General features: G+C 70.2%; 18 protein-coding genes and 2 pseudogenes. 11 read left to right on the forward strand and 9 right to left on the reverse strand.

Going from position 1 to position 20,474, the window contains the following annotated elements:
- Nucleotides 1-121 precede the first annotated feature (121 nt).
- The 3 genes from OG509_RS38075 to OG509_RS38085 are packed head-to-tail and all read right to left on the reverse strand — an operon-like array spanning nucleotide 122 to nucleotide 3,401.
- Entirely contained in the window at nucleotides 122-1,078 is a 957-nt protein-coding gene (locus OG509_RS38075; RefSeq protein WP_406187138.1) for a tetratricopeptide repeat protein, read from the reverse strand.
- Nucleotides 1,078-2,136, reverse strand: a complete 1,059-nt coding sequence (locus OG509_RS38080; RefSeq protein ID WP_406187139.1) for a tetratricopeptide repeat protein — start codon at nucleotides 2,134-2,136, stop codon at nucleotides 1,078-1,080. The genes OG509_RS38075 and OG509_RS38080 overlap by 1 nt, the downstream gene beginning before the upstream one ends.
- Nucleotides 2,133-3,401 carry an AAA family ATPase gene (locus OG509_RS38085; RefSeq protein ID WP_406187140.1) on the reverse strand — a complete coding sequence of 423 codons (1,269 nt, stop codon included), beginning with the start codon at nucleotides 3,399-3,401 and terminating at the stop codon, nucleotides 2,133-2,135. Before OG509_RS38085 ends, OG509_RS38080 begins: the two co-directional genes overlap by 4 nt.
- 567 nt (nucleotides 3,402-3,968) lie before the next feature.
- Between OG509_RS38085 and OG509_RS38090 the strand changes: the two are divergent.
- A pseudogene (locus tag OG509_RS38090) lies at nucleotides 3,969-4,034 on the forward strand (transcriptional regulator); the annotation flags it as partial.
- Between the two features lie 31 nt (nucleotides 4,035-4,065).
- Nucleotides 4,066-4,533 (forward strand): annotated as a pseudogene (locus OG509_RS38095) (cation transporter); the annotation flags it as partial.
- A gap of 474 nt (nucleotides 4,534-5,007) precedes the next feature.
- On the opposite strand, the gene OG509_RS38100 reads toward OG509_RS38095, so the two are convergent.
- Both OG509_RS38100 and OG509_RS38105 read right to left on the reverse strand, forming a co-directional pair.
- The gene (locus OG509_RS38100) at nucleotides 5,008-6,273 is read right to left on the reverse strand and encodes a hypothetical protein (RefSeq protein WP_406187141.1); all 1,266 of its coding nucleotides are present in this window, start codon (nucleotides 6,271-6,273) and stop codon (nucleotides 5,008-5,010) included.
- Between the two features lie 210 nt (nucleotides 6,274-6,483).
- Nucleotides 6,484-7,392 carry a LysR family transcriptional regulator gene (locus OG509_RS38105; protein ID WP_053788610.1) on the reverse strand — a complete coding sequence of 303 codons (909 nt, stop codon included), beginning with the start codon at nucleotides 7,390-7,392 and terminating at the stop codon, nucleotides 6,484-6,486.
- Nucleotides 7,393-7,652: 260 nt separating this feature from the next.
- Between OG509_RS38105 and OG509_RS38110 the strand changes: the two genes are divergently transcribed.
- The 5 genes from OG509_RS38110 (at nucleotide 7,653) to aspA (ending at nucleotide 13,213) form a co-directional block, all read left to right on the forward strand.
- A complete protein-coding gene (locus OG509_RS38110; protein WP_406187142.1) occupies nucleotides 7,653-8,444 on the forward strand; it encodes a gamma-glutamyl-gamma-aminobutyrate hydrolase family protein in 792 nt (263 codons plus the stop codon).
- A gap of 32 nt (nucleotides 8,445-8,476) precedes the next feature.
- Nucleotides 8,477-9,205: a FadR/GntR family transcriptional regulator gene (locus tag OG509_RS38115; RefSeq protein ID WP_361752038.1), complete on the forward strand. Its 729-nt coding sequence runs from the start codon at nucleotides 8,477-8,479 to the stop codon at nucleotides 9,203-9,205.
- Nucleotides 9,202-10,641: an amino acid permease gene (locus OG509_RS38120; RefSeq protein ID WP_229343528.1), complete on the forward strand. Its 1,440-nt coding sequence runs from the start codon at nucleotides 9,202-9,204 to the stop codon at nucleotides 10,639-10,641. The genes OG509_RS38115 and OG509_RS38120 overlap by 4 nt, the downstream gene beginning before the upstream one ends.
- 89 nt (nucleotides 10,642-10,730) lie before the next feature.
- A complete protein-coding gene (locus OG509_RS38125; RefSeq protein ID WP_406187144.1) occupies nucleotides 10,731-11,747 on the forward strand; it encodes an asparaginase in 1,017 nt (338 codons plus the stop codon).
- 56 nt (nucleotides 11,748-11,803) lie between these two features.
- A complete protein-coding gene (aspA, locus tag OG509_RS38130) occupies nucleotides 11,804-13,213 on the forward strand; it encodes an aspartate ammonia-lyase (RefSeq protein ID WP_406187145.1) in 1,410 nt (469 codons plus the stop codon).
- 191 nt (nucleotides 13,214-13,404) lie between these two features.
- On the opposite strand, the gene xerC is transcribed toward aspA, so the two are convergent.
- The 3 genes from xerC to OG509_RS38145 all read right to left on the reverse strand — a co-directional run bounded on the left by xerC (nucleotide 13,405) and on the right by OG509_RS38145 (nucleotide 15,592).
- Nucleotides 13,405-14,382: a tyrosine recombinase XerC gene (xerC, locus tag OG509_RS38135; RefSeq protein WP_406187146.1), complete on the reverse strand. Its 978-nt coding sequence runs from the start codon at nucleotides 14,380-14,382 to the stop codon at nucleotides 13,405-13,407.
- Nucleotides 14,383-14,388: 6 nt separating this feature from the next.
- Nucleotides 14,389-14,610 carry a hypothetical protein gene (locus tag OG509_RS38140; protein WP_406187147.1) on the reverse strand — a complete coding sequence of 74 codons (222 nt, stop codon included), beginning with the start codon at nucleotides 14,608-14,610 and terminating at the stop codon, nucleotides 14,389-14,391.
- Nucleotides 14,611-14,767: 157 nt separating this feature from the next.
- Nucleotides 14,768-15,592 carry an MBL fold metallo-hydrolase gene (locus tag OG509_RS38145; protein WP_406187149.1) on the reverse strand — a complete coding sequence of 275 codons (825 nt, stop codon included), beginning with the start codon at nucleotides 15,590-15,592 and terminating at the stop codon, nucleotides 14,768-14,770.
- Between the two features lie 60 nt (nucleotides 15,593-15,652).
- Between OG509_RS38145 and OG509_RS38150 the strand changes: the two genes are divergently transcribed.
- The gene (locus OG509_RS38150; RefSeq protein ID WP_406187150.1) at nucleotides 15,653-16,048 is read left to right on the forward strand and encodes a winged helix-turn-helix transcriptional regulator; all 396 of its coding nucleotides are present in this window, start codon (nucleotides 15,653-15,655) and stop codon (nucleotides 16,046-16,048) included.
- A 388-nt stretch (nucleotides 16,049-16,436) separates the two neighbouring features.
- Here the strand turns inward: OG509_RS38150 and OG509_RS38155 are convergent, their stop codons facing one another.
- Nucleotides 16,437-17,009: a TetR/AcrR family transcriptional regulator gene (locus OG509_RS38155; RefSeq protein WP_406187151.1), complete on the reverse strand. Its 573-nt coding sequence runs from the start codon at nucleotides 17,007-17,009 to the stop codon at nucleotides 16,437-16,439.
- Between the two features lie 103 nt (nucleotides 17,010-17,112).
- Between OG509_RS38155 and OG509_RS38160 the strand changes: the two genes are divergently transcribed.
- The 3 genes from OG509_RS38160 to OG509_RS38170 all read left to right on the forward strand — a co-directional run bounded on the left by OG509_RS38160 (nucleotide 17,113) and on the right by OG509_RS38170 (nucleotide 20,471).
- The gene (locus OG509_RS38160) at nucleotides 17,113-17,421 is read left to right on the forward strand and encodes a hypothetical protein (protein WP_266661825.1); all 309 of its coding nucleotides are present in this window, start codon (nucleotides 17,113-17,115) and stop codon (nucleotides 17,419-17,421) included.
- An 85-nt stretch (nucleotides 17,422-17,506) separates the two neighbouring features.
- The gene (locus OG509_RS38165) at nucleotides 17,507-18,229 is read left to right on the forward strand and encodes a VOC family protein (RefSeq protein ID WP_406187152.1); all 723 of its coding nucleotides are present in this window, start codon (nucleotides 17,507-17,509) and stop codon (nucleotides 18,227-18,229) included.
- A 721-nt stretch (nucleotides 18,230-18,950) separates the two neighbouring features.
- Entirely contained in the window at nucleotides 18,951-20,471 is a 1,521-nt protein-coding gene (locus OG509_RS38170; RefSeq protein WP_406187153.1) for an APC family permease, read from the forward strand.
- Nucleotides 20,472-20,474 lie beyond the last annotated feature (3 nt).

The following is a 20,474-nucleotide window of genomic DNA, read 5'->3' on the forward strand; positions in this document are numbered from 1 at the left end:
TCGGCGGAGGTTGCGGGCGCGGCGGGCCTGAGGAGCAGCCGGTGCCACGCCCGTTCCGGGATCCGGCGGGCGTCGCCGGTGGAGTGGGCGGTGTCGCCGAAGGCGTCCACGGGGTTGCCTCCTACTGCTTCGGCGCGCGCTGCTGGAGGGCGGTGCGGCCGGCCACGGACATGACGAGCGCGAAGAAGACCAGCGGAATCGCGAGGGCGGAGAACAGGGCGCTGCGCCACAGCACCAGCGCCAAGGCCGCGTGGACGATGAGCAGCGCGATGGGGAGCGCCATCCCGAGGACCGGCCGGCAGCCGCGCGCCACCAGGAGGAGGGGGCGGCGCAGGTGGGGCGGGACCCGCCGGGCCTGCCACAGCAGCCAGCCTCCCCAGCCGCCGACGAGCACGGCCGCGCACACCAGGCAGGTGACGAGGGCGTCAGTGCCGGCGGCGCCCGCACGCAGGTGGGCAGAGCCCAACGCCACCGCGACGGTTCCGGCGAAGGCCACCCAGCGGGAGCCCATGAGCGTTCCCCAGGCCATGTTCTCCAGGTTGTGGCGGGCGTGGCGGTCTTCCAGGTCGAGGGCGGCGGCCTGGACGAAGCCCTCGGCGGCCCGGGTCCACGAGCCGGGACGGAGCCAGCGGCGGCGCAGATGGAGCAGCGAGAGGTTGTTGTGGGCCGTGCTGTTGTTCGGGTTGAGGCGCAGTGCCGTCTCGTAGGACTGCTGGGCGACGCGGTGGTTGCCGGTGTGGTGGGCGGTCAGGCCGACGAGGACGTGCGCGTCGCTCTCCTCGGGGGCGAGGGCGACGGCCCTGCGGGCCGACTCGTATGCGGCCCGCTTGCGTTTCCTGCGGGCGCCGCGGTCGAGGACCATGCCGAGGGTGTAGTGGCTCGCCCAGTGCTGCGGGGCGTGTTCGACGGTGGTTAGCGCCTGCTGTTCGTCGCCGAGGCTGTGCCGGCAGCGGGCGAGCAGCACGAGTGCGTTGGCGTCGTCGGGGTCGCCGGCGAGGTGTTGGGCGGCGAGTGCGGCGGCCTGCTCGTGGCGCCCCAGGTCGAAGAGGGCGTCGGCCTGTTGCAGGGCCCGGCTCATCAGACCTTGTCCCGGTCGTGGGTGATGCTGAGCAGGTTCGGTACGAGTGCCAGCCAGAACAGGACCTGAGGGACGGTGCGCTCGCTCCACGGAAGAGCGACGAGCAACAGGGCGCACAGGGTGGCCCAGGTGGCCTGGCCGAGCACGACCCTGGGCCAGAACGAGCGGCGCACGAGCGCGAACACGGCGAGCTGTGCCCCGGTCCGCAGCCGCCGGTAGCGGCGCCAGGCGCCGAAGCCCCATACCGCGGCCATCAGGGTGAGCGCCCACAGCCGGGTGCCGAGATGGACGGGCAGCTCCTTCGCCTCGCCCCCGGCGGGGAAGACGTCGACGGTGACGGCGGCCATGACCAGACAGAGCAGGGCGAGCCATCGGGTGCCGCGGAGCAGCCGGTAGACGGCCCTGTCGAGGTCCTTGCGGAGCGCGTCGGAGTGCGGTGCGGCCGCGAGCCCACCCGCGTACAGTTCGGCGGCCCGGGCGGCGGAGGTGCCGGCCTTGGCGGCCTCGCGCTCGGTGGACACGGTGACGGCGAGGGTGTGCGTGGGGTCGACGCGGAGGATCTGCCGGATGGCCTCGTCGGCCAGCTCTGTCCGCTCGTGGAACGTGGCGACCTTGTGCATGGTCGCCCACGTGTAGGTCTCCTCCGGTCCCTCCCGCACCGCGACCTCGGCGTGCTCGAGCGCCTCCTCCGGGCGGTCCGGGGCCAGTTCCAACAGCAGCTCGGCGAGCTGCCGTCGGGGGCCCCAGGCATACGGATCGATGCGGATCGCCAAGCGCTGCGCCGCCTCGGCCTCTTCGAGCCGGCCCAGGTGGCGCAGGGCGTAGCCGCGGACGAAGTGCGCGTCGAGGAAGCCCGGTTCGAGCCGCAGGGACTCCAGCGCGGCGGCGAAGGCCTCGGAGTACAGGCCCAGGGTCAGCTGGCACTGGCCGAGCAGGCTCCACGCCTGGTGGTCGTCGGGGTCCTCGGCGAGGTGGCGGCCGACCGCTTCGCGCGCCTCCTCCGGGCGCATCATCTCGTAGAGCATCCGGGCCCGTTGGACCTGTGGGTGTGTCGTCACAGCTTGCGCTTCTTCTTCAGGTAGGTGACCAGGTCGTCGTAGATGCCGCCGTCGTTGGCGAACATGGCGACGTTGCGGGCGGAGGCGAACCAGGATTCGCTGGACGGCTTGATCTGCTTGGCCGCGTTCAGGAGGTCCCTGGTGCCGATCATGCGGACGGTGCCGGAACGGGCGGAGTCCAGGAGCGCGTACTCGGCCGCGCTCTCGCAGAGATGGGCGAGGTCGGCACCCGAGAAGTCCTCGGTGACCCTGACGATCTTGCCGAGATCGACGGACTCGATGGGGCGCTCGCGCAGGTGGTAGCGGAGGATCGACTCCCGGGCCGGGGCGTCGGGCGGCAGCACGAGCAGGGTGCGGTCCAGGCGGCCGGGGCGGCGCAGGGCGAGGTCCACGTCCCAAGGGACGTTGGTCGCGGCGAGCACGAAGACGCCTTCGTTCCGTGCGGCGTTGATGCCGTCGAGCTCGGTGAGGAGCTGGTTGACGACGTTGCGCAGACCGCTGTGGTGCATGCGCGAGCGCTTGGCGCCGAGCGCGTCCAGCTCGTCGAGGAAGACCACGCAGGGCGCCTGGCGGCGGGCGGCCTCGAAGATGTCGTGGACGTTCTTCTCCGAGGTGCCGATGTACATGTCGAGGATGTCGGAGAGCGAGACCGACATGAAGCCGGCACCGAGTTCGCCGGCGACGGCCCGCGCGATGAACGTCTTGCCGCAGCCGGGCGGGCCGTAGAGGAGCAGGCCGCCCCGGAGCGACTTGCCGTACAGCTTGCGGAGTTCGGGGTTGCGCATCGGGGCGAGGAAGGCGGCTTCGAGCCGGTCCTTGACCTGCTGCATGCCGCCGACGTCGGCGAGGCGTACGTCGCCGGGGGCGTCGATGTCCCAGGCGGACGCGTCGGCCGGGTCGCCGCTGCCGTCCGCGGTCAGGGGGGCCTCGGTGGCGTCGCCCGCGTCGGCGGGGTCAGTGGGATCGGTGGGGTCGGCGGCGAAGCGGGGGCCGACGACCCCGGCGACTTCCTGCTCGGCGGCGGCCCAGTCGAAGGCGGGGGGTCGCGTGCCGACCGTGGGCAGTTGCATGGCGCGGACCATCAGGTCCCGTACGGCATCGTCGCCGGGCGCGTGCTGCAGCGCGACCGCGGCTTGCGTGACGGCCTCGTCGTGCCTCCCCTCCGCGAGGAGCAGTTCGGTGAAGTGCAGCCGCAGGGGTACGTCTTCGGGAGCGGCGGCGACAGCGGCCCGCAGGCTACGGATGAGAGGTGACTCGTCGGACATGGGGTCAGCCTAGAAAGCGGTCTGCGGCTCTCCTTCACCGGGTGCGGTCAAGATCGACAGGCGTGGGGAGCGCGTTGGTCCGGCGGCGGCAGGCGGCGACGCATGCGCCGCCGCCTGCCGTCGCCAGCGCCGCGTAGCCGATACTCGCGTCGACAGCGCCAAGAGCCACATGGGGTACCACCGCGCCTCGCCTCAGGCGCCGCTTCTCGCGGGCCTAGAAGAAGCCGAGCCTCTTCGGGGAGTAGCTGACCAGCATGTTCTTCGTCTGCTGGCGGTACAGACGCCGCACCACGGCTGACCAGCCAAAATGGTGGACGCTGGGCCAAGTTGCCGCCTCCTGGCCCGCGAATGGTCCGGATCTTGGGGGGCGATACGAGCAGCGCCAGCGTGGTCAGCAGCACGCCGTACGCGCACGTGCCGCGCATGGGTGACGACGTACTCGGGCGGCCCCACAGGAGAAGTGGCTAGCTGCCGAATCGGCCGGCGGCGGGCACGACGGGAATCGGGATCTCGAAGCGGACCGTCCCGTAGGTGCTGACAATCGCCTCCGACATCGAGGTGCTGGCGCGGTTCGGCCACGCCCTGGACGACTTGCGCACCGCCGTGGTCGCCGTCGAGGCCGACCGTGCGTGAGTGGACGCCGAGGAGAAGGGTTGCTGTTGAGATGGCTGCGGAGATATACATCGGCCCGGCCCCGGCCCGCCGTGCCGCCCTCGCGAAGCGGATACGGCTGCTGGTCGCGGCCACCATCACCTACAACGTTGTCGAGGCGATCGTCGCCATCACCGCTGGGGCTATCGCCCCCTCCACTGCGCTGATGGGATTCGGCCTGGACTCGGTCATCGAGGTCTCCTCGGCCGCCGCGGTCGCCTGGCAGTTCTCCGGCCGCGACCACGCTGTCCGCGAGGCACGGGAGAAGACCCTCCTACGGATCATCGCCTTCTCGTTCTTCGCGCTCGCCACGTTCGTCGCCGTCGACGCCGTCCTGCCGCTCTCTGGCACCGGAGAGGCCGAGCGGTCCATCCCCGGCATCGTGCTCGCCGCTCTGTCCCTGGCCGTGATGCCGTTTCTGTCGGCCGCCCAGCGCGAGGCCGGGCACGAACTCGGCTCCGCCTCGGCGGTTGCCGACTCGGACGCTTCCAGGGTGCGACCACAGGCGACCACCGCGCTCCCGAGGCCGCCGCGACCAGTGCCTTTCCCTTGTTAGCGCTCGATGAGCGGCTTGGAACCGCCGGGCTGGGTGCCGGGGAGCGTGCGCCCACTGCACCCGCGTCGCTGCCCTGCACAAGGGTTCACGATGTCCGGTCGTAGGCACCGGCTGAGGATGGCGGCTTCGGATCGCAGCGGCCGGAGTCCGGAGCTCGGGGCGCAGCAGGCCAGGTGCGTTTGGTCCCGAGGCCGTCGACGAGCACCGTCTCGGGTCGTCTCGCCGGTACAGCGGCCAGGTCCGGCTCCGCCTACCCCGCGCAGCGGTACTCGCAGCGGGCCGGCGGCACCAGCTCAAGGCCTCGGGCCGTCGCCTCGGTCTACGGACGGCCGTGGCGCTCAACGGGCTGCCCGGGCGGTGAGGCTGCGGAGCGGGTGCCCTGTCTTCGCCACACATGCTTCAGGTTGCGGGTGTGGCCGTCGTCTGTTCGTCGGTCAGGCGGGCCCTCCAGTCGCTGACGTAGTCGTCGGGCATGGACACCAGGCGGGCGATTTCCCCGTCGCTGCGCCCATCGGACCAGGCCAGGATCCGTGTCATGGTGCGGTTCCGTGCCGCGCGGAAGTCCTTGAGCATGTTCTCGAGGCGTTCGACTTCCTCGGCTTCGCGGACGAGCTGCTGGTCGACGGCGGAGCGTTCCTCGGCGCGCAACCGGCGCAGATGGGCGTCCAGGCCCGTCAGGACCAGACCCTCCTCGTGCGCGGAGTTCTGGAACCCTTCGGCCAAGGCCGCCAGCACGCAGTCGGGGACGTCGGCGAGGGTGGCCCCGGGGGGCTTGGCCGCCTCCCAGGTGCCCCGACCCGCCTCTGTCGTCTCCAGCCAGACGCGGGCGTCTGTCGGAACACGGTCGCCGCACGCCTGCGCGCGGTAGGCGTACAGGGCGGCACGGTGGCCGTAGAAAGTGAAACCGTCCTCGATCTGCCGGTCTGCGGCGCGGCACATCCGCCCCGGTACACCGCCATAGCCGCTCTCGGGACTGTAGTCGGCGTAGGCATCGAGTTCCGCGTCCGTGGCCAGGCCCCAGGAGGGATCGCACAGACCGGGGTTCATGGCGAGGAACGCGCCGACCTCGACACGCCAGGCAGGGATCGGTGTCGTGCGCAGCCTGGGCCAGCGGAGATCGCCGGAGGGGTCGAAGGTGTGTGTCGCGGCCTGCTCGATGTCGTCCCAGGCGGTGGCGGCCTCGGCCGACCACTCCAGTTCGTCGTCCGGTCCGATGCGGTGGATGGAGTCCACGAGCCGCTGCACGGCGGGGAGTATGCGCAGGGCGAGCGCGTGCAGTTCCTCAGCGGTGAAGAAGCGCCAGGAGCAGCCGCGCTGTTCGTCATGGGTCAGGTGGCCGAGCAGCTGCACCATGCTTCCGGAGGCCGGGACCGCCCCGTCGCCGAGTGCCCTGCGGGGGAGGCCGGGGAGCTGGCTGCCGAGGTCTTCGGAGGGGGCCCGCCAGTCGATGTCGCCGAACCATACGGCGCCGTCGCGTGCGTCCACTGCCAGCCACTGGCGGTAGCCCGCACCCGGGCCGTAGCGCTGCTCCTGCTGCTCGGCGTGCTCGTCGTGCCATACGTACTCGCCCGGAGGCGGGTCCAGCTCCACGGCCATGAAGCCGTCCTCGGGGCGGTAGCCGGTGAGGACGCGGGCCGTTCGCGGCGCACTGTCGGCGGCGGTCATGAGGGGTTTCCTCTCGCTGGAACGTCAACCGCCGCAAACGTAGGGCGCCCGCCACGCAATAGTTTAACTTTCAGCCACCGCGTCCGGTAGTCGGACAAGCCGGGAGGCCTGGCGTCACCACCCGGTCTACGCGCGTGCGGCCGCCGTCAACTTGGCGCATTTCACGTGGGTTCACGCTCCGTTCGCCTCCGGTAGACGCCCGCCGCAGCCTCATGCGAGCGCGGCCAGCGCTTGCGCGGCGAGCATCTGCTCCAGGTCCAGGACGGCGCGCGGGGCGTGCCGGGTGTCGATGCGGACGGCGTAGATGAAGCGCGTCAACTGCGGCTCGGCCAGGGGGCGGGCCACGACCTGGGTGTTGGCGCGGGGCAGGGCGAGTTGCGGCATGACGGCCACGCACAGGCCTGCGGCCACGAAGCCGAGCACGGTGTTGAAGTCGTCCCCCTCGTATTGCAGGCGGGCCTGGAAGCCAGGCGTCTTGGCCATCTGGGAAAGCAGTTCCAGGCGCAGTGCCGCCTCCGGAGCCGCGATCCAGGTCTCGGACGCGAGGCTGGCCAGGTCGATGACCTCCCTGTCGGCCAGGCGGTGGTGTGCCGGGACCACGGCCACCACCGGATCCCGTGCGACCAGCGTCCGGCGCAGCATCCGGGGTGGCGGGACGGGGATGAAGTCGTAGTCGTAGCTGAGGGCCAGGTCCATGTCCCCCCGCTTGAGCCGGTTGTAGCAGGCCTCGGGTTCCAGTTGGCTGAGGCTGACCTGCACGTGGGGGTAGGCCGCGTGGAGTTGGGCCAGCGCTTGCGGAACGATGCTGGTGGCGGCCGAGGCGAAGGCGCCGAGGCGGATCCGTCCGGCCGTACCCGCGCGCATGGCGTCGAGTTCCACCGATGCCGTCGCCAACGCGTTGCGGACGCCCTGCTCGGCGTCGAGAAGGACTTCGCCGGCCGGTGTGGCGCGTACGGGCCGGCGCTCCAGCACTCTCAGGCCCGCGCGGCGTTCGAGTTCGGCGATCTGCTGGGAGACCGCGGGCGCGCTGTAGCCGAGCTCGCGTGCGGCGGCGTTGAAGGAGCCGTGCCGCACGACGGCTTCGAGGGTGGCGAGCAGGCGGGGGTCGAGTCCGTGCACGGAGTTAAGGCTCACTTATCTGTCGCGAAGATGTGTTTTCTTGTGATTGCGGATGAACGCCAGCAGGATTCTGCTCGCGGCAAGAAAAACGCAAGCCCGCGTTGCCGGGGCGTGACCGCCGCTCCCCTTGCCGTCGCGGTGCCCCTCCGCCAGTGCCCCGTCCGTCTTCTGCCGCAGCCCGCCGCGGCCGGGGACGTCTGCCGGGGCGGGTGTGGATCCGGCCGTCGACGATCACCTCGCATGCCCTGAAAGGAAGTGGTATGCCCCAGCCACCACTCATCGGACTCACCACCTACCTGGCCGACGCCCAGTGGGGCGAGTGGGACCTGCCCGCCGCGGTGCTGCCCGCGGCCTACGTCGGCTGTCTCCGGGCGGCGGGCGGCCGCGCCGTTCTGCTGCCGCCGGACGCGCCGGAGGCCGCGGCCGATGTGGTCGAGCGTCTGGACGCGGTCGTCCTGACGGGCGGTGAGGACCTGGATCCCGCCCTGTACGGTGCGCTGCCCCACCCGCGCACGGGGCCGCCGGTCCGCGAGCGCGACCGGTGGGAACACGCTGTGCTGGTCGCCTGCCTCGCCCGCGACATACCCGTGCTCGGAGTATGCCGGGGAATGCAGCTGATGAACGTGCACGCGGGCGGCACCCTCATCCAGCACCTGCCCGACAGCGTAGGCCACGACGGCCACAACCCCTACCGGGGCCACTTCTGCGCCCACGCCGTCACCACCGTGCCCGGGACCCGGATCGGCGCCCTCCTACCGGGGACCCGCGAGGTCGCCACGCATCATCATCAGGCGGTGGATCGCCTGGGCGCCGGGTTCATCGTGGCCGCCCGTGCGGCGGACGGCACCGTCGAGGCGATCGAGAGCTCCCGGCACCGCTTCGCCGTGGGCGTCCAGTGGCACCCGGAGATGGGTGTCGATGCGCCGGTCGTGCACGCCTTGGTGGCGGCTGCGAGTTCCGCCGCGAGCGCCGAGCCCGCTCGGGTGGCCGGCCGGAAGGTGCGCCCGGTACGAAGCCCGCCAGGCCCGACTTTCCCGACACAGGTGTCTTGACACCCTCCTGGCGCAGCCCGCAAGATCGCAGGGTGAACCTGTCAGACAGCCAGACAGGTGGCGTACCGCGGCGCGTAAGCGCGATGGAAGCGGTCTTCGGCCACCTGCGCAGCGCCATCGAGCGCGGTCAGTACGCCGTGGGCGACAAGCTCCCCTCCGAAGCCGAGTTGTGCCGGACCCTCGAGGTCAGCCGGCCCGTGTTGCGGGAGGCGCTCCGAGCTCTCCAGGCCATGGGCCTGACCGTCTCCAGGAGCGGCAAGGGCACGTTCGTCCTGGCGAACACGGTCGAGGACCCCACCTTCGGCGACTACGCCGCAAGCGACCTGCTCGAGGTGCGCCGGCACGTCGAGATTCCGGTCGCCGGGTACGCCGCGCTGCGCCGCACCCCGGAGGACCTGGACCATCTGGGCCACCTGCTCGACCGGATGGAGCAGGAGACCGACACCACCGCGTGGGTGGCGATGGACACCGTCTTCCACCTGGCGGTGGCCGAGGCATCCCGCAACCCCGTCTTCCGCCGCGTCATCGAGGAGATCCGCGACGCGCTGGCGCGTCAGTCGACCTTCCTCAACGAACTCGGCGGCCGGCGCGAGCAGTCCAACTGCGAGCACCGGGCCATCCTCGAAGCGCTGGTCGACGGTTCCGAGCACGACGCGGTGGAGGCCATGTCCCACCACCTGCTGCGGGTCGAGACGACCCTCACCGACATCGTGCGCCCCCAGCGCACGGACACTTCCACGGAAGGCAGACCCGAGGCGTGAGCGAGCAGTTCCTCAAAGACGAGAAGCGCCCCACGGCCCGTCATGTCGACGCCGGGGACACCGGCTACAGCAAGTCCTTGAAACCCCGGCACGTCAACATGATCGCCATCGGGGGTGCGATCGGCACCGGGCTGTTCCTCGGCGCGGGCGGACGCCTCGCCGAGGCCGGGCCCTCCCTGTTCGTCGCCTACGCCGTCTGCGGCGTGTTCGCGTTCCTCGTCGTGCGCGCGCTCGGCGAGCTCGTCCTGTACCGGCCGTCCTCCGGCGCCTTCGTGTCGTACGCCCGGGAGTTCCTCGGGGAGAAGGGCGCGTACACCGCAGGCTGGATGTACTTCCTCAACTGGGCGACCACCGGCATCGCCGACATCACGGCCGTCGCCACGTACACCCACTACTGGCACCTGTTCTCCGATGTCCCCCAGTGGGTGATCGCCCTCATAGCCCTGGCCGTGGTCCTCACCGTGAACCTCATCTCGGTGCGGATCTTCGGCGAACTGGAGTTCTGGTTCGCCATCGTCAAGGTCGGCGCGCTGGTGGTCTTCATGGGGATCGGGATCTTCCTCCTGGTCACCCGGCATCCCGTCGACGGCGCCGTCCCCGGCTCTGCTCTGATCACCGGCAACGGCGGGATCTTCCCCAACGGCCTGCTGCCCATGCTGCTGATCATCCAGGGCGTCGTCTTCGCCTACGCCTCTGTCGAGCTGGTCGGCGTCACGGCCGGTGAGACCGAGAACCCCGAGGAGATCATGCCGAAGGCGATCAACTCGATCATGTGGCGTGTGGGCCTCTTCTACGTCGGCTCGGTCGTCCTGCTGTCGATGCTGATGCCGTGGAGCAGCTACAGCGCCGGCCAGAGCCCGTTCGTGACCGTGCTCTCCCACATCGGTGTGCCGGCGGCCGGCGGCGTGATGAACCTGGTCGTCCTCACCGCCGCCATGTCCTCGCTCAACTCCGGCCTCTACTCCACGGGCCGCATCCTGCGCTCGATGGCCGTCAACGGCTCCGCCCCGCGCTTCACCGCCCGGCTCAGCCGCACCCAGGTGCCCTACGGCGGCATCCTGCTCACCAGCGGCATGTGCGTCCTCGGCGTCGGGCTCAACTTCGTGGTTCCGGCGGATGCGTTCGAGATCGTGCTCAACCTCGCGGCCATCGGCATCCTCGCCACCTGGGGCATGATCATGGTCTGCCACCTCTTCTTCTGGCGGAAGACCCGTGACGGCGAACTGACCCGTCCCTCCTACCGCCTGCCCGGGTCCCCGTGGACCGAACTCGTGACACTGGCCTTCCTCGCCTCCGTCCTGGTCCTCATGTACGCCGACGGAGGAGCGGCGCGCACCACCGTGCTGTGCGTGCCACTGATCGCCGCGGCGCTGGTCGCCGGCTGGTACGCCGTCCGCGGCCGCGTGGCGCGCGCCGCCGCGAAGAGCGAGGGCTGAGCCGGGCGGCGGGCGCGGCCCGTCCCCCCGGGCCGGGCCTGCCGCCGGCCACCCCGGTCAGCAGCAACCCACCACCAAACGAGGCAGTGATGCGCAGCAGTCTCCTCGCGGACGCGCCCGCGATGCGCGAGCCCCAGCACGCACCCGTCGCCCACGTCACCCGGGGCGGCGTGATCGAGGGAGTCCACTACGGATCCGTCGTCGTCCTCGGCGGTAATGGCGACGTCCGGTTGAGCATCGGAGACATCGAGGCCGCCTGCTACCCGCGCTCAGCCCTCAAGCCGGTCCAGGCCCTCGCCATGGTGCGGGCCGGGCTGCCGCTCGACGGCGCCCTGCTCTCCCTCTCGATGGGCAGCCACTCCGGCGAGGAACACCACCTCGCAGGTACCCGGCTGATCCTCGAACTGGCCGGCCTCACCGAGGACGACCTGCGCAACGTCCCCGACGTGCCGTACGCCCCGGCGGTCCGGGATGCCTGGGTGCGCGAGGGCCGCGGGCCTTCCCGGCTCGCCCAGAACTGCTCCGGCAAGCACGCGGCGATGCTGTACCTGTGCAAGCTGGCCGGCTGGCCCCTGGAGAGCTACCTCGACCCGGGCCACCCGCTTCAGAGGGCGATCGCCGAGGTCGTCGAGGAACTCACCGGCCAGCACATCGCGAACGTCACCGTCGACGGCTGCGGAGCCCCGCTGTTCGCAGTGTCCCTGCACGGCCTGGCCCGCGCCGCCGCCCGCATCGCCACGGCCGGTCCGGACACCGCCGGGCGCCGGGTGGCGGACGCGCTGCGCGTCCACCCGGAGATGGCCTCCGGCACAGGGCGAGACACGGCCCAGCTGATGCGCGCGGTGCCCGGGCTGCTGGCCAAGGACGGCTTCGAGGGCGTCCAGGTGGCCGCGCTGCCCGACGGCCGGGCCGTCGCAGTGAAGATCGCCGACGGGGCGGACCGGGCGCGCATCCCGGTGACGGCCGCAGCCCTCGCCCGGGCGGGAGTCGAGCCGCGGCTGCTCGCCGGGTTCGAGGGCGAGCCGATGACCGGCGGCGGTCGGCCCGTCGGCGGCATCCAGCCGGTGGCGGCGCTGAACCCGCCCGGCATCCCCGCCACCGCCTGACTCCATCCCCTTTCACCACCTTGACCCACCCACCTCAGGAAGAGGGCCGCACACCCATGACCGCCGCCACCCGCAGCGAACACGACCTGCTCGGAGACCGCGAAGTCCCCGCCGACGCCTACTGGGGCGTCCACACCCTGCGCGCCACCGAGAACTTCCCCATCACCGGGACGCCCATCTCCGCCTACCCACACCTGATCGACGCCCTCGCCGCCGTCAAGGAGGCCGCAGCCCTCGCCAACGATGAACTCGGCCTGCTGGAGCCCGCGAAGGCAGCCGTGATCGTCGCCGCCTGCCAGGAGATACGCGGCGGCGAGCTCCACGACCAGTTCGTCGTCGATGTCATCCAGGGCGGCGCCGGCACTTCGACCAACATGAACGCCAACGAGGTCATCGCCAACCGGGCGCTGGAGCTGCTGGGCCACGCCAGGGGCGAGTACCGGCACCTGCACCCCAACGAGGACGTCAACCTCGGCCAGTCCACCAACGACGTCTACCCGACCGCCGTGCGGATCGCGACCGCCTCGGCGGTGCGCGGCCTGCTCGAAGCCATGGCCGTCCTCCAGGACACGTTCGCCCGCAAGGCCGTCGAGTTCCGCGACGTTCTGAAGATGGGCCGCACCCAGTTGCAGGACGCCGTGCCGATGACCCTCGGGCAGGAGTTCTCCGCCTTCGCCGTCATGCTCGACGAGGACCGCAGCCGGCTCGCGGAGGCCCTCGGACTCATCCACGAGATCAACCTCGGCGCCACCGCCATCGGCACCGGCCTCAACGCCCCTGCCGGGTACGCCGAGTCGGCCCGCCGCCACCTCGCCGACATCACCGGGCTGCCCCTGGTCACCGCGGCCGACCTGGTCGAAGCCACCCAGGACTGCGGCGCCTTCGTCCAGATGTCCGGCGTCCTCAAGCGCATCGCCGTCAAGCTGTCCAAGACCTGCAACGATCTGCGCCTGCTGTCCTCCGGGCCGCGCGCCGGACTCGGCGAGATCAACCTGCCGCCGGTGCAGGCGGGCTCGAGCATCATGCCCGGCAAGGTCAACCCGGTGATCCCGGAGGTCGTCAACCAGGTCGCCTTCGAGGTGATCGGCAACGACATCACCATCACCATGGCCGCCGAAGCCGGACAGCTCCAGCTCAACGCCTTCGAGCCGGTCATCCTGCACTCGCTGTCGAAGTCCGTCATCCACCTGCGCGCGGCCTGCCTCACCCTCGCCGAGCGCTGCGTGGCCGGCATCACCGCCAACACCGAGAAGCTGCGGGCCACCGTTGAGAACTCCATCGGCCTGGTGACCGCCCTGAACCCGCACATCGGATACACCGCCGCCACCGACATCGCCAAAGAGGCCCTTGCCACCGGCCGGGGCGTGGCCGAGCTCGTCTTGGAGCGAGGTCTGCTGCCGGCCGAGCGGCTCACCGCCCTGCTGCGGCCCGAGGTGATCGCGGGAGCGAGAGCGGCCGGGGCCTGACGCGGGGCTGCGCCGCGGCTCACCGGCCGCGCACCTGGACCGTCCCGCGCCGCGGACGGCACGCTGTTGCACTGTTTCGCCATGCCGAGTGCCCACCTGTGGCGACCTATTGGAGCCGGTGGGGGTCAAGGGGTCGCAGGTTCAAATCCTGTCGTCCCGACCATGCTTCATGCAGGTCGGAGGCCGTTCTCTCATCCATGAGAGGGCGGCCTTTTCCATGCCCGGAGTCCTCGTGGTCGCAGTGTGGTCGCACGCCCGGTTCGGGGCTTGTCCGCCATGGTGCTGAACGCGGGCGGGGCGGGGGAGCGGAGCCGGTGGAGGGCTTCGTGGAGGCGCTGGATGTGGTCGCGTGGTGGTTGCAGCCACGCCGGCCGGTCCGTCCGGCGGCCGGTCTTCTCGGCTCCGGTGAGCGGGACGCCGGCGGTGATGGTGATGGTGGCGGCGAGGTGTCGCAGGTCGTGGACGGTGATGCGGGGAACGCCGGCTTCGTCGGACGGTTTCCGGAGCCGGTCGAGTACGCCCTGAGGGCGGAGTGGTCGGCCGTCGGGTCTGCAGAACACGAGTCCGGCGAACGGATCGCCTGGATCGCTGCGGGAGTGGGTTGTTGACTGGGCCCGGTGTTGGAGGGCGGTGGCGACGTGGGGTGAGATGGCGACCCAGCCGAGGCTCGAGCGGGTCTTAGGTGTGGTGATGACGAGGTGGTTGTTGTCGATCGCCGAGAGGGTGCAGCGGACGTAGAGAACCCGTTCGGGCAGGTGGACGTCGTCCCAGTGCAGACCGAGGGCCTCTCCCTTGCGCATGCCGGTGCCGATGAGGAACTCGAACAGGTCGGCCATGTCTGGGTCTGCCTGATGGCAGTGCCGGAGGAAGCGGACGGCCTCGTCCGCGGTCCAGATCCGCCGCTCTCGCGACGGTGGACGGTGAAGAGCCGAGGCGCTGGCTGGGTTGTGGGCGAGGCGGTGTTGGCGGAAGGCGGCGCCGAGGGCGCTGGAGAGTGTGACAAGGCACCGGTAGAGGGTGGTCTGGCCGCGGCCGGCGGCGAGCTCGCTGGTGACGAACGCGGCGATGTGCCGGTGCCCGAGCTCATCCAGCTTCAGGGTCCCGAAGGCCGGGACGAGATCGTTGTGGACGTAGTCCCGGTAACGGGCGATGGTGGTCGGCTTGAGCACGAGGGCCTAGGCGGCGAGCCAGACGGTCAGGTAGTCGGCGACGCTCTGGTTCGGGTCGGCGTTGAACCCGCCGGCCTCGCCCTCCAGGAACCTCCGCAGCGCCCCCTCGGCCGCGTCGTGACTGCCGCGCGGCCGCGATCGGCGGTGGTACGCAGCCCGTCGTTGGTCCGGGAACGGTCCGGAGCTTGGTCCGCCGGGCAGCAGCAGGGCGCCGTCGTGACCGACCATGGAGAAAGAGAGCCCACCCAGAACCAGACGTACTCACCGCGTGCCCTGCCGTGCTGCCTCTCACCAGGGTTGAATCCGGTTTCAGGGACAAGTCGCAACCGGAAGCGCCGACGGCGACCGCGGCACCGCCGAGTGCGTTCGATCGGACGGGCTGCGGTCAATGGGTGTGGCCGTGTGCGCCTGCGGCCGGCGTCCTCCAGTCGATGCCGTGTCGACGGGCCGCCGCGAGAGCTGTGGGCACGCCTTCCGCGTAGGGCTCGCCGTGGCCGGGGAGCAGCGTAGTGGCTGTGATTCCGGCCAGAGCGGTCAGGCTGTCCAATGCCTGTTCGGGGTCGTCGTTGAGGGTGCCGGGCATGATTCCCAGGCCACGTCGGCCGGTGACGACGTCGAGGGTCACCAGGGCGTCTCCCGTGATCAGGACGTCTCGGTCGGCGAGCAGCAGACAGCTGCTGCCCGGGCTGTGGCCGGGAGTGTGGATCGCCCGAGGCGATCCCGGTACGTCGAGACGCTGCCCATCGGTGTAGCACTCGGCGTGCAGGATCGGCGGGACGGTAAACAGGCCCGCGCGTGCCCAGTTTACGTTGAGTGCAAGGACGTGAGGCTTCCACAGGTTTCGCCGAATGCGGCGGGGTGGGGTGTGGAGCCGGGCGCCTTTGGCCAGCGCCTCGTCGTCCGGGTGTATGTGTACCGGCCGGCCGGTGGCGTCGGAGAGCCGGCGGATGATGCCCAGGTGATCGGCGTGTCCGTGGGTGAGCACGATGGCCCGAACGGCGTCCAGACCTTGCCCCCGCTTCGTCAGCCAGTCCATCAGCGCGGGCCAGTGGCTGGGCATGCCGCCGTCCACGACGGTCAGGGCGCCCTCCTGCTCGATGACGTACCAGTTGACGTGACCGTCTCCGAAACGGAACACCCCACGGGCCACCTCGATACCGGCCTGACGAAGTCTCTGCATCTGGAAGCACCTTTCCCCATTGGCTTCCACTATGGAAGTAACGGGAGGCTAGCAGTTCACTTCCAACATGGAAGCCGCTAGGCTGAGGGCATGCGCTCTACCCTCGCCCTCGATAACTGTCCCGCAGCCCGAGCACTGGACGTGGTCGGCGAACGATGGGCGCTCCTGGTGGTGCGTGAAGCCCTCGCCGGAGCCCGCCGGTTCGACGAATTCCGCGATCGGTTGCGGATGAGCGAGAACACGCTCGCCCGACGGCTGACGGAGCTGACTGCCTCCGGCGTCCTCAGGCGCACGCAGTACAGCCTCAAACCCGCCCGCTTCGAGTACCTCCTCACTGAACAGGGATGCGCCTTGGTGCCGGTGCTCGCAGCCTTGGCCGCCTGGGGAAACGAGTGGACCGATCCCGATCCCGATCTGCCGAAGCCGCCCGCGCGACCGAGCTGGCTCGACGAAGACGCCGCAGGCGCCGCCGGGCGGAGGGCGTGATCGCCTCGCAAGCGTCCGACGGCATCAGTTGTGACAGCCGTGACCCGGTCGTAACCCACCCGTCACCCTGCGTCCGAAGTGGCAGCGCGTGCCGACGTCGCCGGCAGGATGCACGACGACGGCGAAGCCGATGAGTTGACACGAAGGAGACGGTCAGCACTGAGTCGGCTGTTCCTGCCCGAGACCTGCGCGCCCGGGTCAGCGAAGGTGGACCAGGGCAAGGTCGTCCGCCGCCCTGCGGCATTTCCGACGACATCGGGTGTGTAGAGAAATGGCAGCTCGTACCCGATATCGCGTCACAACAACACCCAACCCGCACGACCCTGTTCATGCCATGACAGAAGCGTGATCGTTGCAGCGTGCCACGTTGTCGTGCTCTGCCGCCAGGTCAGCCCGGGCTCGCGAGGGTGGAGAGGAGGGCCGCGGCGGCTCTGTCGAAAGGCGCGATGCTGCCCGCAGCGCGACACAGGATGTGGGCGCCTTCGAGTGTGACGATCATGAGGGTGGCCAGATCGGCGGCCTGGGATGAGCTCATTCCGGCCTGGGTAAGTTTTCCGGTGAGCTCGCCGACCCAGCCGGTGAACCCTTCGGCCGCGACAGTGCGCAGGCTGCTCTGGTCGGCAATGGCCGCACCGCCGTCGACGGTGACCGCCGCGATCGCGCAGCCGCCGCCCCCGGCGGACGCCTGCACCACGGGGCGGACGTTGCCGAGGAACGCCTCCACGACTTCGCGGGGCGTGCGGGCCGGCAGTGCGTGCAGGTGGCCGCGGACGTCCTCCGCGTTGCGGCGAGCGGCTTCGAGCGCGAGTTGGTGTTTGCCCCCCGGGAAGTGGTGATAGATCGCCCCGCGCGCGGCACCGCTCTCGGTCAGGACGTCGGTGAAGGACATCGCGGCCAGGCCGCGGCGTTGCAGCAGTCCGATCGCAGCGCTGATCATGCGGGACTTCGTGTCTGCGGCCATCGCACCCCCTTGACTAGTACGGCCATCCTACTCCATGCTCACCTCACTAGGACGCACGTACTAGTAGCGTGGGCTGGACAGGCCCCGACACCGGAGGTCCCTGATGGGCAAGACGTTTCTCTACACCGAGATCCAGGCGGCAGTGCCGTTCGAGCAGTTCGACTGGCACCAGGTCAACGCGGCACTGAAAACCGCGCCGGGGCTGATCCGCAAGACGTGGCTGTCCGGTATCGGAACCCACACCGTCGGTGGTTTCTACGAGTTCGACAGCGCCGAGAACGCCCTGGCCTTCGCTCAGGGCCCCTTCGCCGAAGAAGCCCGCCGGGCCGGAGCCCCGGCAACGACACGACTGTTCGACGGTGACATCGTCAAAGACGCCAGCATCGACCTGAACTCGCCCTACTACACCTGACACCAACAAGTCGCCGCTGAGTCAGCTCTGGACGCCGCCTCGCTCCACTGTCGGGGCGGGGCGGCCTCAACGGAAAGTCATCTCGATGAACGTCACGCGGCACCCCGAGAACAGCGTGAGCTGGATCGACCTCGGCACCCCCGACATGGAGACGACGGCGGCGTTCTACACCGCGCTGTTCGGTTGGACCGTCGCCCGACCGGACCCCAACGGCTACAGGCTCTGCACGCTGCGCGGACACCTCGTCGCCGCCCTGGGGCCGGCCGAGGACGCCGGCGCCCCCTACTGGACGATCAACGTCACCGTGTCGGACATCCAAGCCACCGTCACCCGCTTCGCGGACCTGGGCGCCCAGATCGTCGTGCCACCCACACGGGTGGGGACGCTCGGCCATGCCGCCGTCACCCTCGACCCCGTCGGCGCACCACTGTCACTCTGGCAGCCCGGCACCCATACCGGCATGCAGCTGACCCACGAACCGGGCACCTTCGCCGGCATCAGCCTGCTCACCGACCACCCCGCGCATGCTGCCGCCTTCTACCGACCGGCCTTGCACTGGAACGTCAACCCCCAGCACACCGAGTTCGGGTTGCCGGACAACTCCATCGCCGCCACCAGCCCGCCGCCAGGGAAACCAACGGCACAACGATCACTCTGGCTGGTCAGTTTCGCCAGCAACAGACCCGATACCGACGCCAAGCAGGCCCTGCAGCTCGGCGCAACCGAAGTTCGCCAGGACGCCAACGGAGACGTGGTCCTACGCGATCCCACCGGCGCTCTGTTCGCCATCACCCAGCACACCCGATAGTGCCACTCCGCCCGAACGCATCGCCCCAGGCAATCGCGCGGGAGTGTCAGTTTCTTTCCGGACAGCCCCCTCCCCGCCCAGCCGTCTGAGACGGCTGGGCGGGCCGAGGGCCAGGTGGCTTACCTTGGGGACCAGTTGGGGACCAGCGCCCACCGCGGCGGGCGCACGGCAGGTCTGGGGGTCAAGGGGTCGCAGGTTCAAATCCTGTCGTCCCGACCATGCTTTACGCAGCTCGGAGGCCGTTCTCTCACACACGAGAGGACGGCCTTTTTTCCATGCCCGGACTGCTGGTGGTCGCAGTGTGGTCGCACGCCCGCTTCGGGGTTGGTTGGCGGTGGGGTAGAGGCCGGTCGGGGCGGGGGAGTGGAGCCGGTTGAGGGCTTCGCGGAGGTGCTGGATGCGGTCGAGTGGTGGTGCACGGGTCACGCAGCAATGCCCCGAACGAGACGGGGCAAGCGGTGTGCGAATGGCCCCCGAATCTCGATCCGTGCTCATCGTGGCCGCTTCCGGTGAACCGCAATCCCGCCCTGATCGCTTGTGCGCCGGACGCCACCGGGACCCTTGTTCCCTGCACATCACCGGACGGTTACGGGCGCTGATCTCGCTCCGTCCCGGCCCGACAACTCGTCGCCCCTGCAAGGGGATTATCGGACTGCATGCCGATTGTGGCGTACGTCACGCGGGGAGAGAGTGAGCGCCCTCACGACAGGAACGAGGAGCCATGAGCACGGATACCAGCACTGGCGGCGGCGCACCACAGGTCCAGCGGCTCAAAGCCAATTCGGTGGGCCTGGTGGGCGTCGTTTTCATGGCCGTCGCCACCGCCGCCCCGATCACCGCGATGACCGGGAACCTCCCCATCGCCGTCGGCTTCGGCAACGGCACCGGCGCCCCCGCCGGGTACCTCTTCGCGACCGCCGTCCTCACCGTCTTCGCCGTCGGCTACGTGGCCATGGCCAAGCGGATCACCGCGGCCGGTGCCTTCTACGGGTACATCTCGCACGGCCTCGGCCGGATCGCCGGCATGGCTTCCGGCATGCTCGCGGTCCTCGCGTACATCGTCTTCGAGGCCTCGATCGTCGGCGTCTTCTCCTACTTCACCAAAACCACTGTCCACGACCAGCTCGGCATCGATCTGCCCTGGATCGTGTACGCGGCCGCCATGCTCATCGTCACCGCCGCCCTCGCGCACTTCGACATCAACCTCACCGCCAAGGCGCTGGGCGTCATGCTCGTCGCCGAGATCGCCGTCCTCTTCGCCGTCGCCACCGCCGTACTGATCGCGGGCGGCGGCCCGGACGGGATCCCGTTCGAACCCGTCAACCCGAAGAACGCCTTCACCGGAACCTCCGCCGGTCTCGGTCTCTTCTTCGCCTTCTGGTCCTGGGTCGGATTCGAATCCACCGCCATGTACGGGGAGGAGTCGCGCGACCCGAAGCGGGTCATCCCCAAGGCGACCCTGATCTCCGTCGTCGGCGTCGGCCTCTTCTACATCTACGTCTCCTGGATGACCATCGCCGGCAACGGGCTCGCCAAGTCCGTGGAGCTCTCGGCCTCCGCGAGTCCGCTCGACCTGTTCTTCGCGCCCACGCAGAGCTTCATCGGCTCCTGGGCCGTGGACGCCTTCCAGTGGCTGCTCCTCACCGGCTCCTTCGCCTGCGGCATGGCCTTCCACCAGTGTGCCGCCCGCTACCTCTACGCCATCGGCCGCGAGGGCTTCCTGCACCCCGGCCTCGGCCGTACGCACGCCAAGCACGGTTCCCCGTACGTCTCCTCCCTGGTGCAGACGGCCATCGCCACCGGCCTGGTCGCGCTGTTCTGGCTGACCGGGCAGGACCCGTACATCCACCTGTACACGCTGCTCGCGATCCTCGGCACGATGGCGATCCTCATCGTGCAGACCCTGTGCTCCTTCGCGGTGATCGGCTACTTCCGCAAGAACCACCCCGAGGACCGGCACTGGTTCCGCACCTTCACGGCCCCGCTTGTCGGCGGCGTGGCCATGGCCGCCGTGGTCGCCCTGCTGCTGCTCAACATGAAGACGGCGGCCGGGCTGGCCGCCGACTCGTTCTTCTTCACGCTGATCCCCTGGATCGTCGGCGTGGTGTTCTTCGGTGGCCTGGGACTGGGCCTGTGGCTCAAGTTCAGGGCCCCCGAGCGCTACGAGATCATCGGCCGGGTCGTCCTGGAGGACGCCGCCGAACGCACCGACGAACCCGCCCCCTCCGCCACGACCGTCTGAGAA

The sequence above is a fragment of the Streptomyces sp. NBC_01006 genome (assembly GCF_045162725.1).
Taxonomy (GTDB): Bacteria; Actinomycetota; Actinomycetes; order Streptomycetales; family Streptomycetaceae; genus Streptomyces.

What these genes read in the sequence shown, in the direction of transcription:
- OG509_RS38075 (WP_406187138.1), bottom strand. Translation starts at nt 1,078, where the DNA reads ATGAGCCGGGCCCTGCAACAGGCCGACGCCCTCTTCGACCTGGGGCGC.
- OG509_RS38085 (WP_406187140.1), bottom strand. Translation starts at nt 3,401, where the DNA reads ATGTCCGACGAGTCACCTCTCATCCGTAGCCTGCGGGCCGCTGTCGCC.
- OG509_RS38100 (WP_406187141.1), bottom strand. Translation starts at nt 6,273, where the DNA reads ATGACCGCCGCCGACAGTGCGCCGCGAACGGCCCGCGTCCTCACCGGC.
- OG509_RS38110 (WP_406187142.1), top strand. Translation starts at nt 7,653, where the DNA reads ATGCCCCAGCCACCACTCATCGGACTCACCACCTACCTGGCCGACGCC.
- OG509_RS38125 (WP_406187144.1), top strand. Translation starts at nt 10,731, where the DNA reads ATGCGCAGCAGTCTCCTCGCGGACGCGCCCGCGATGCGCGAGCCCCAG.
- aspA (WP_406187145.1), top strand. Translation starts at nt 11,804, where the DNA reads ATGACCGCCGCCACCCGCAGCGAACACGACCTGCTCGGAGACCGCGAA.
- OG509_RS38140 (WP_406187147.1), bottom strand. Translation starts at nt 14,610, where the DNA reads ATGGTCGGTCACGACGGCGCCCTGCTGCTGCCCGGCGGACCAAGCTCC.
- OG509_RS38150 (WP_406187150.1), top strand. Translation starts at nt 15,653, where the DNA reads ATGCGCTCTACCCTCGCCCTCGATAACTGTCCCGCAGCCCGAGCACTG.
- OG509_RS38155 (WP_406187151.1), bottom strand. Translation starts at nt 17,009, where the DNA reads ATGGCCGCAGACACGAAGTCCCGCATGATCAGCGCTGCGATCGGACTG.
- OG509_RS38160 (WP_266661825.1), top strand. Translation starts at nt 17,113, where the DNA reads ATGGGCAAGACGTTTCTCTACACCGAGATCCAGGCGGCAGTGCCGTTC.
- OG509_RS38165 (WP_406187152.1), top strand. Translation starts at nt 17,507, where the DNA reads ATGAACGTCACGCGGCACCCCGAGAACAGCGTGAGCTGGATCGACCTC.
- OG509_RS38170 (WP_406187153.1), top strand. Translation starts at nt 18,951, where the DNA reads ATGAGCACGGATACCAGCACTGGCGGCGGCGCACCACAGGTCCAGCGG.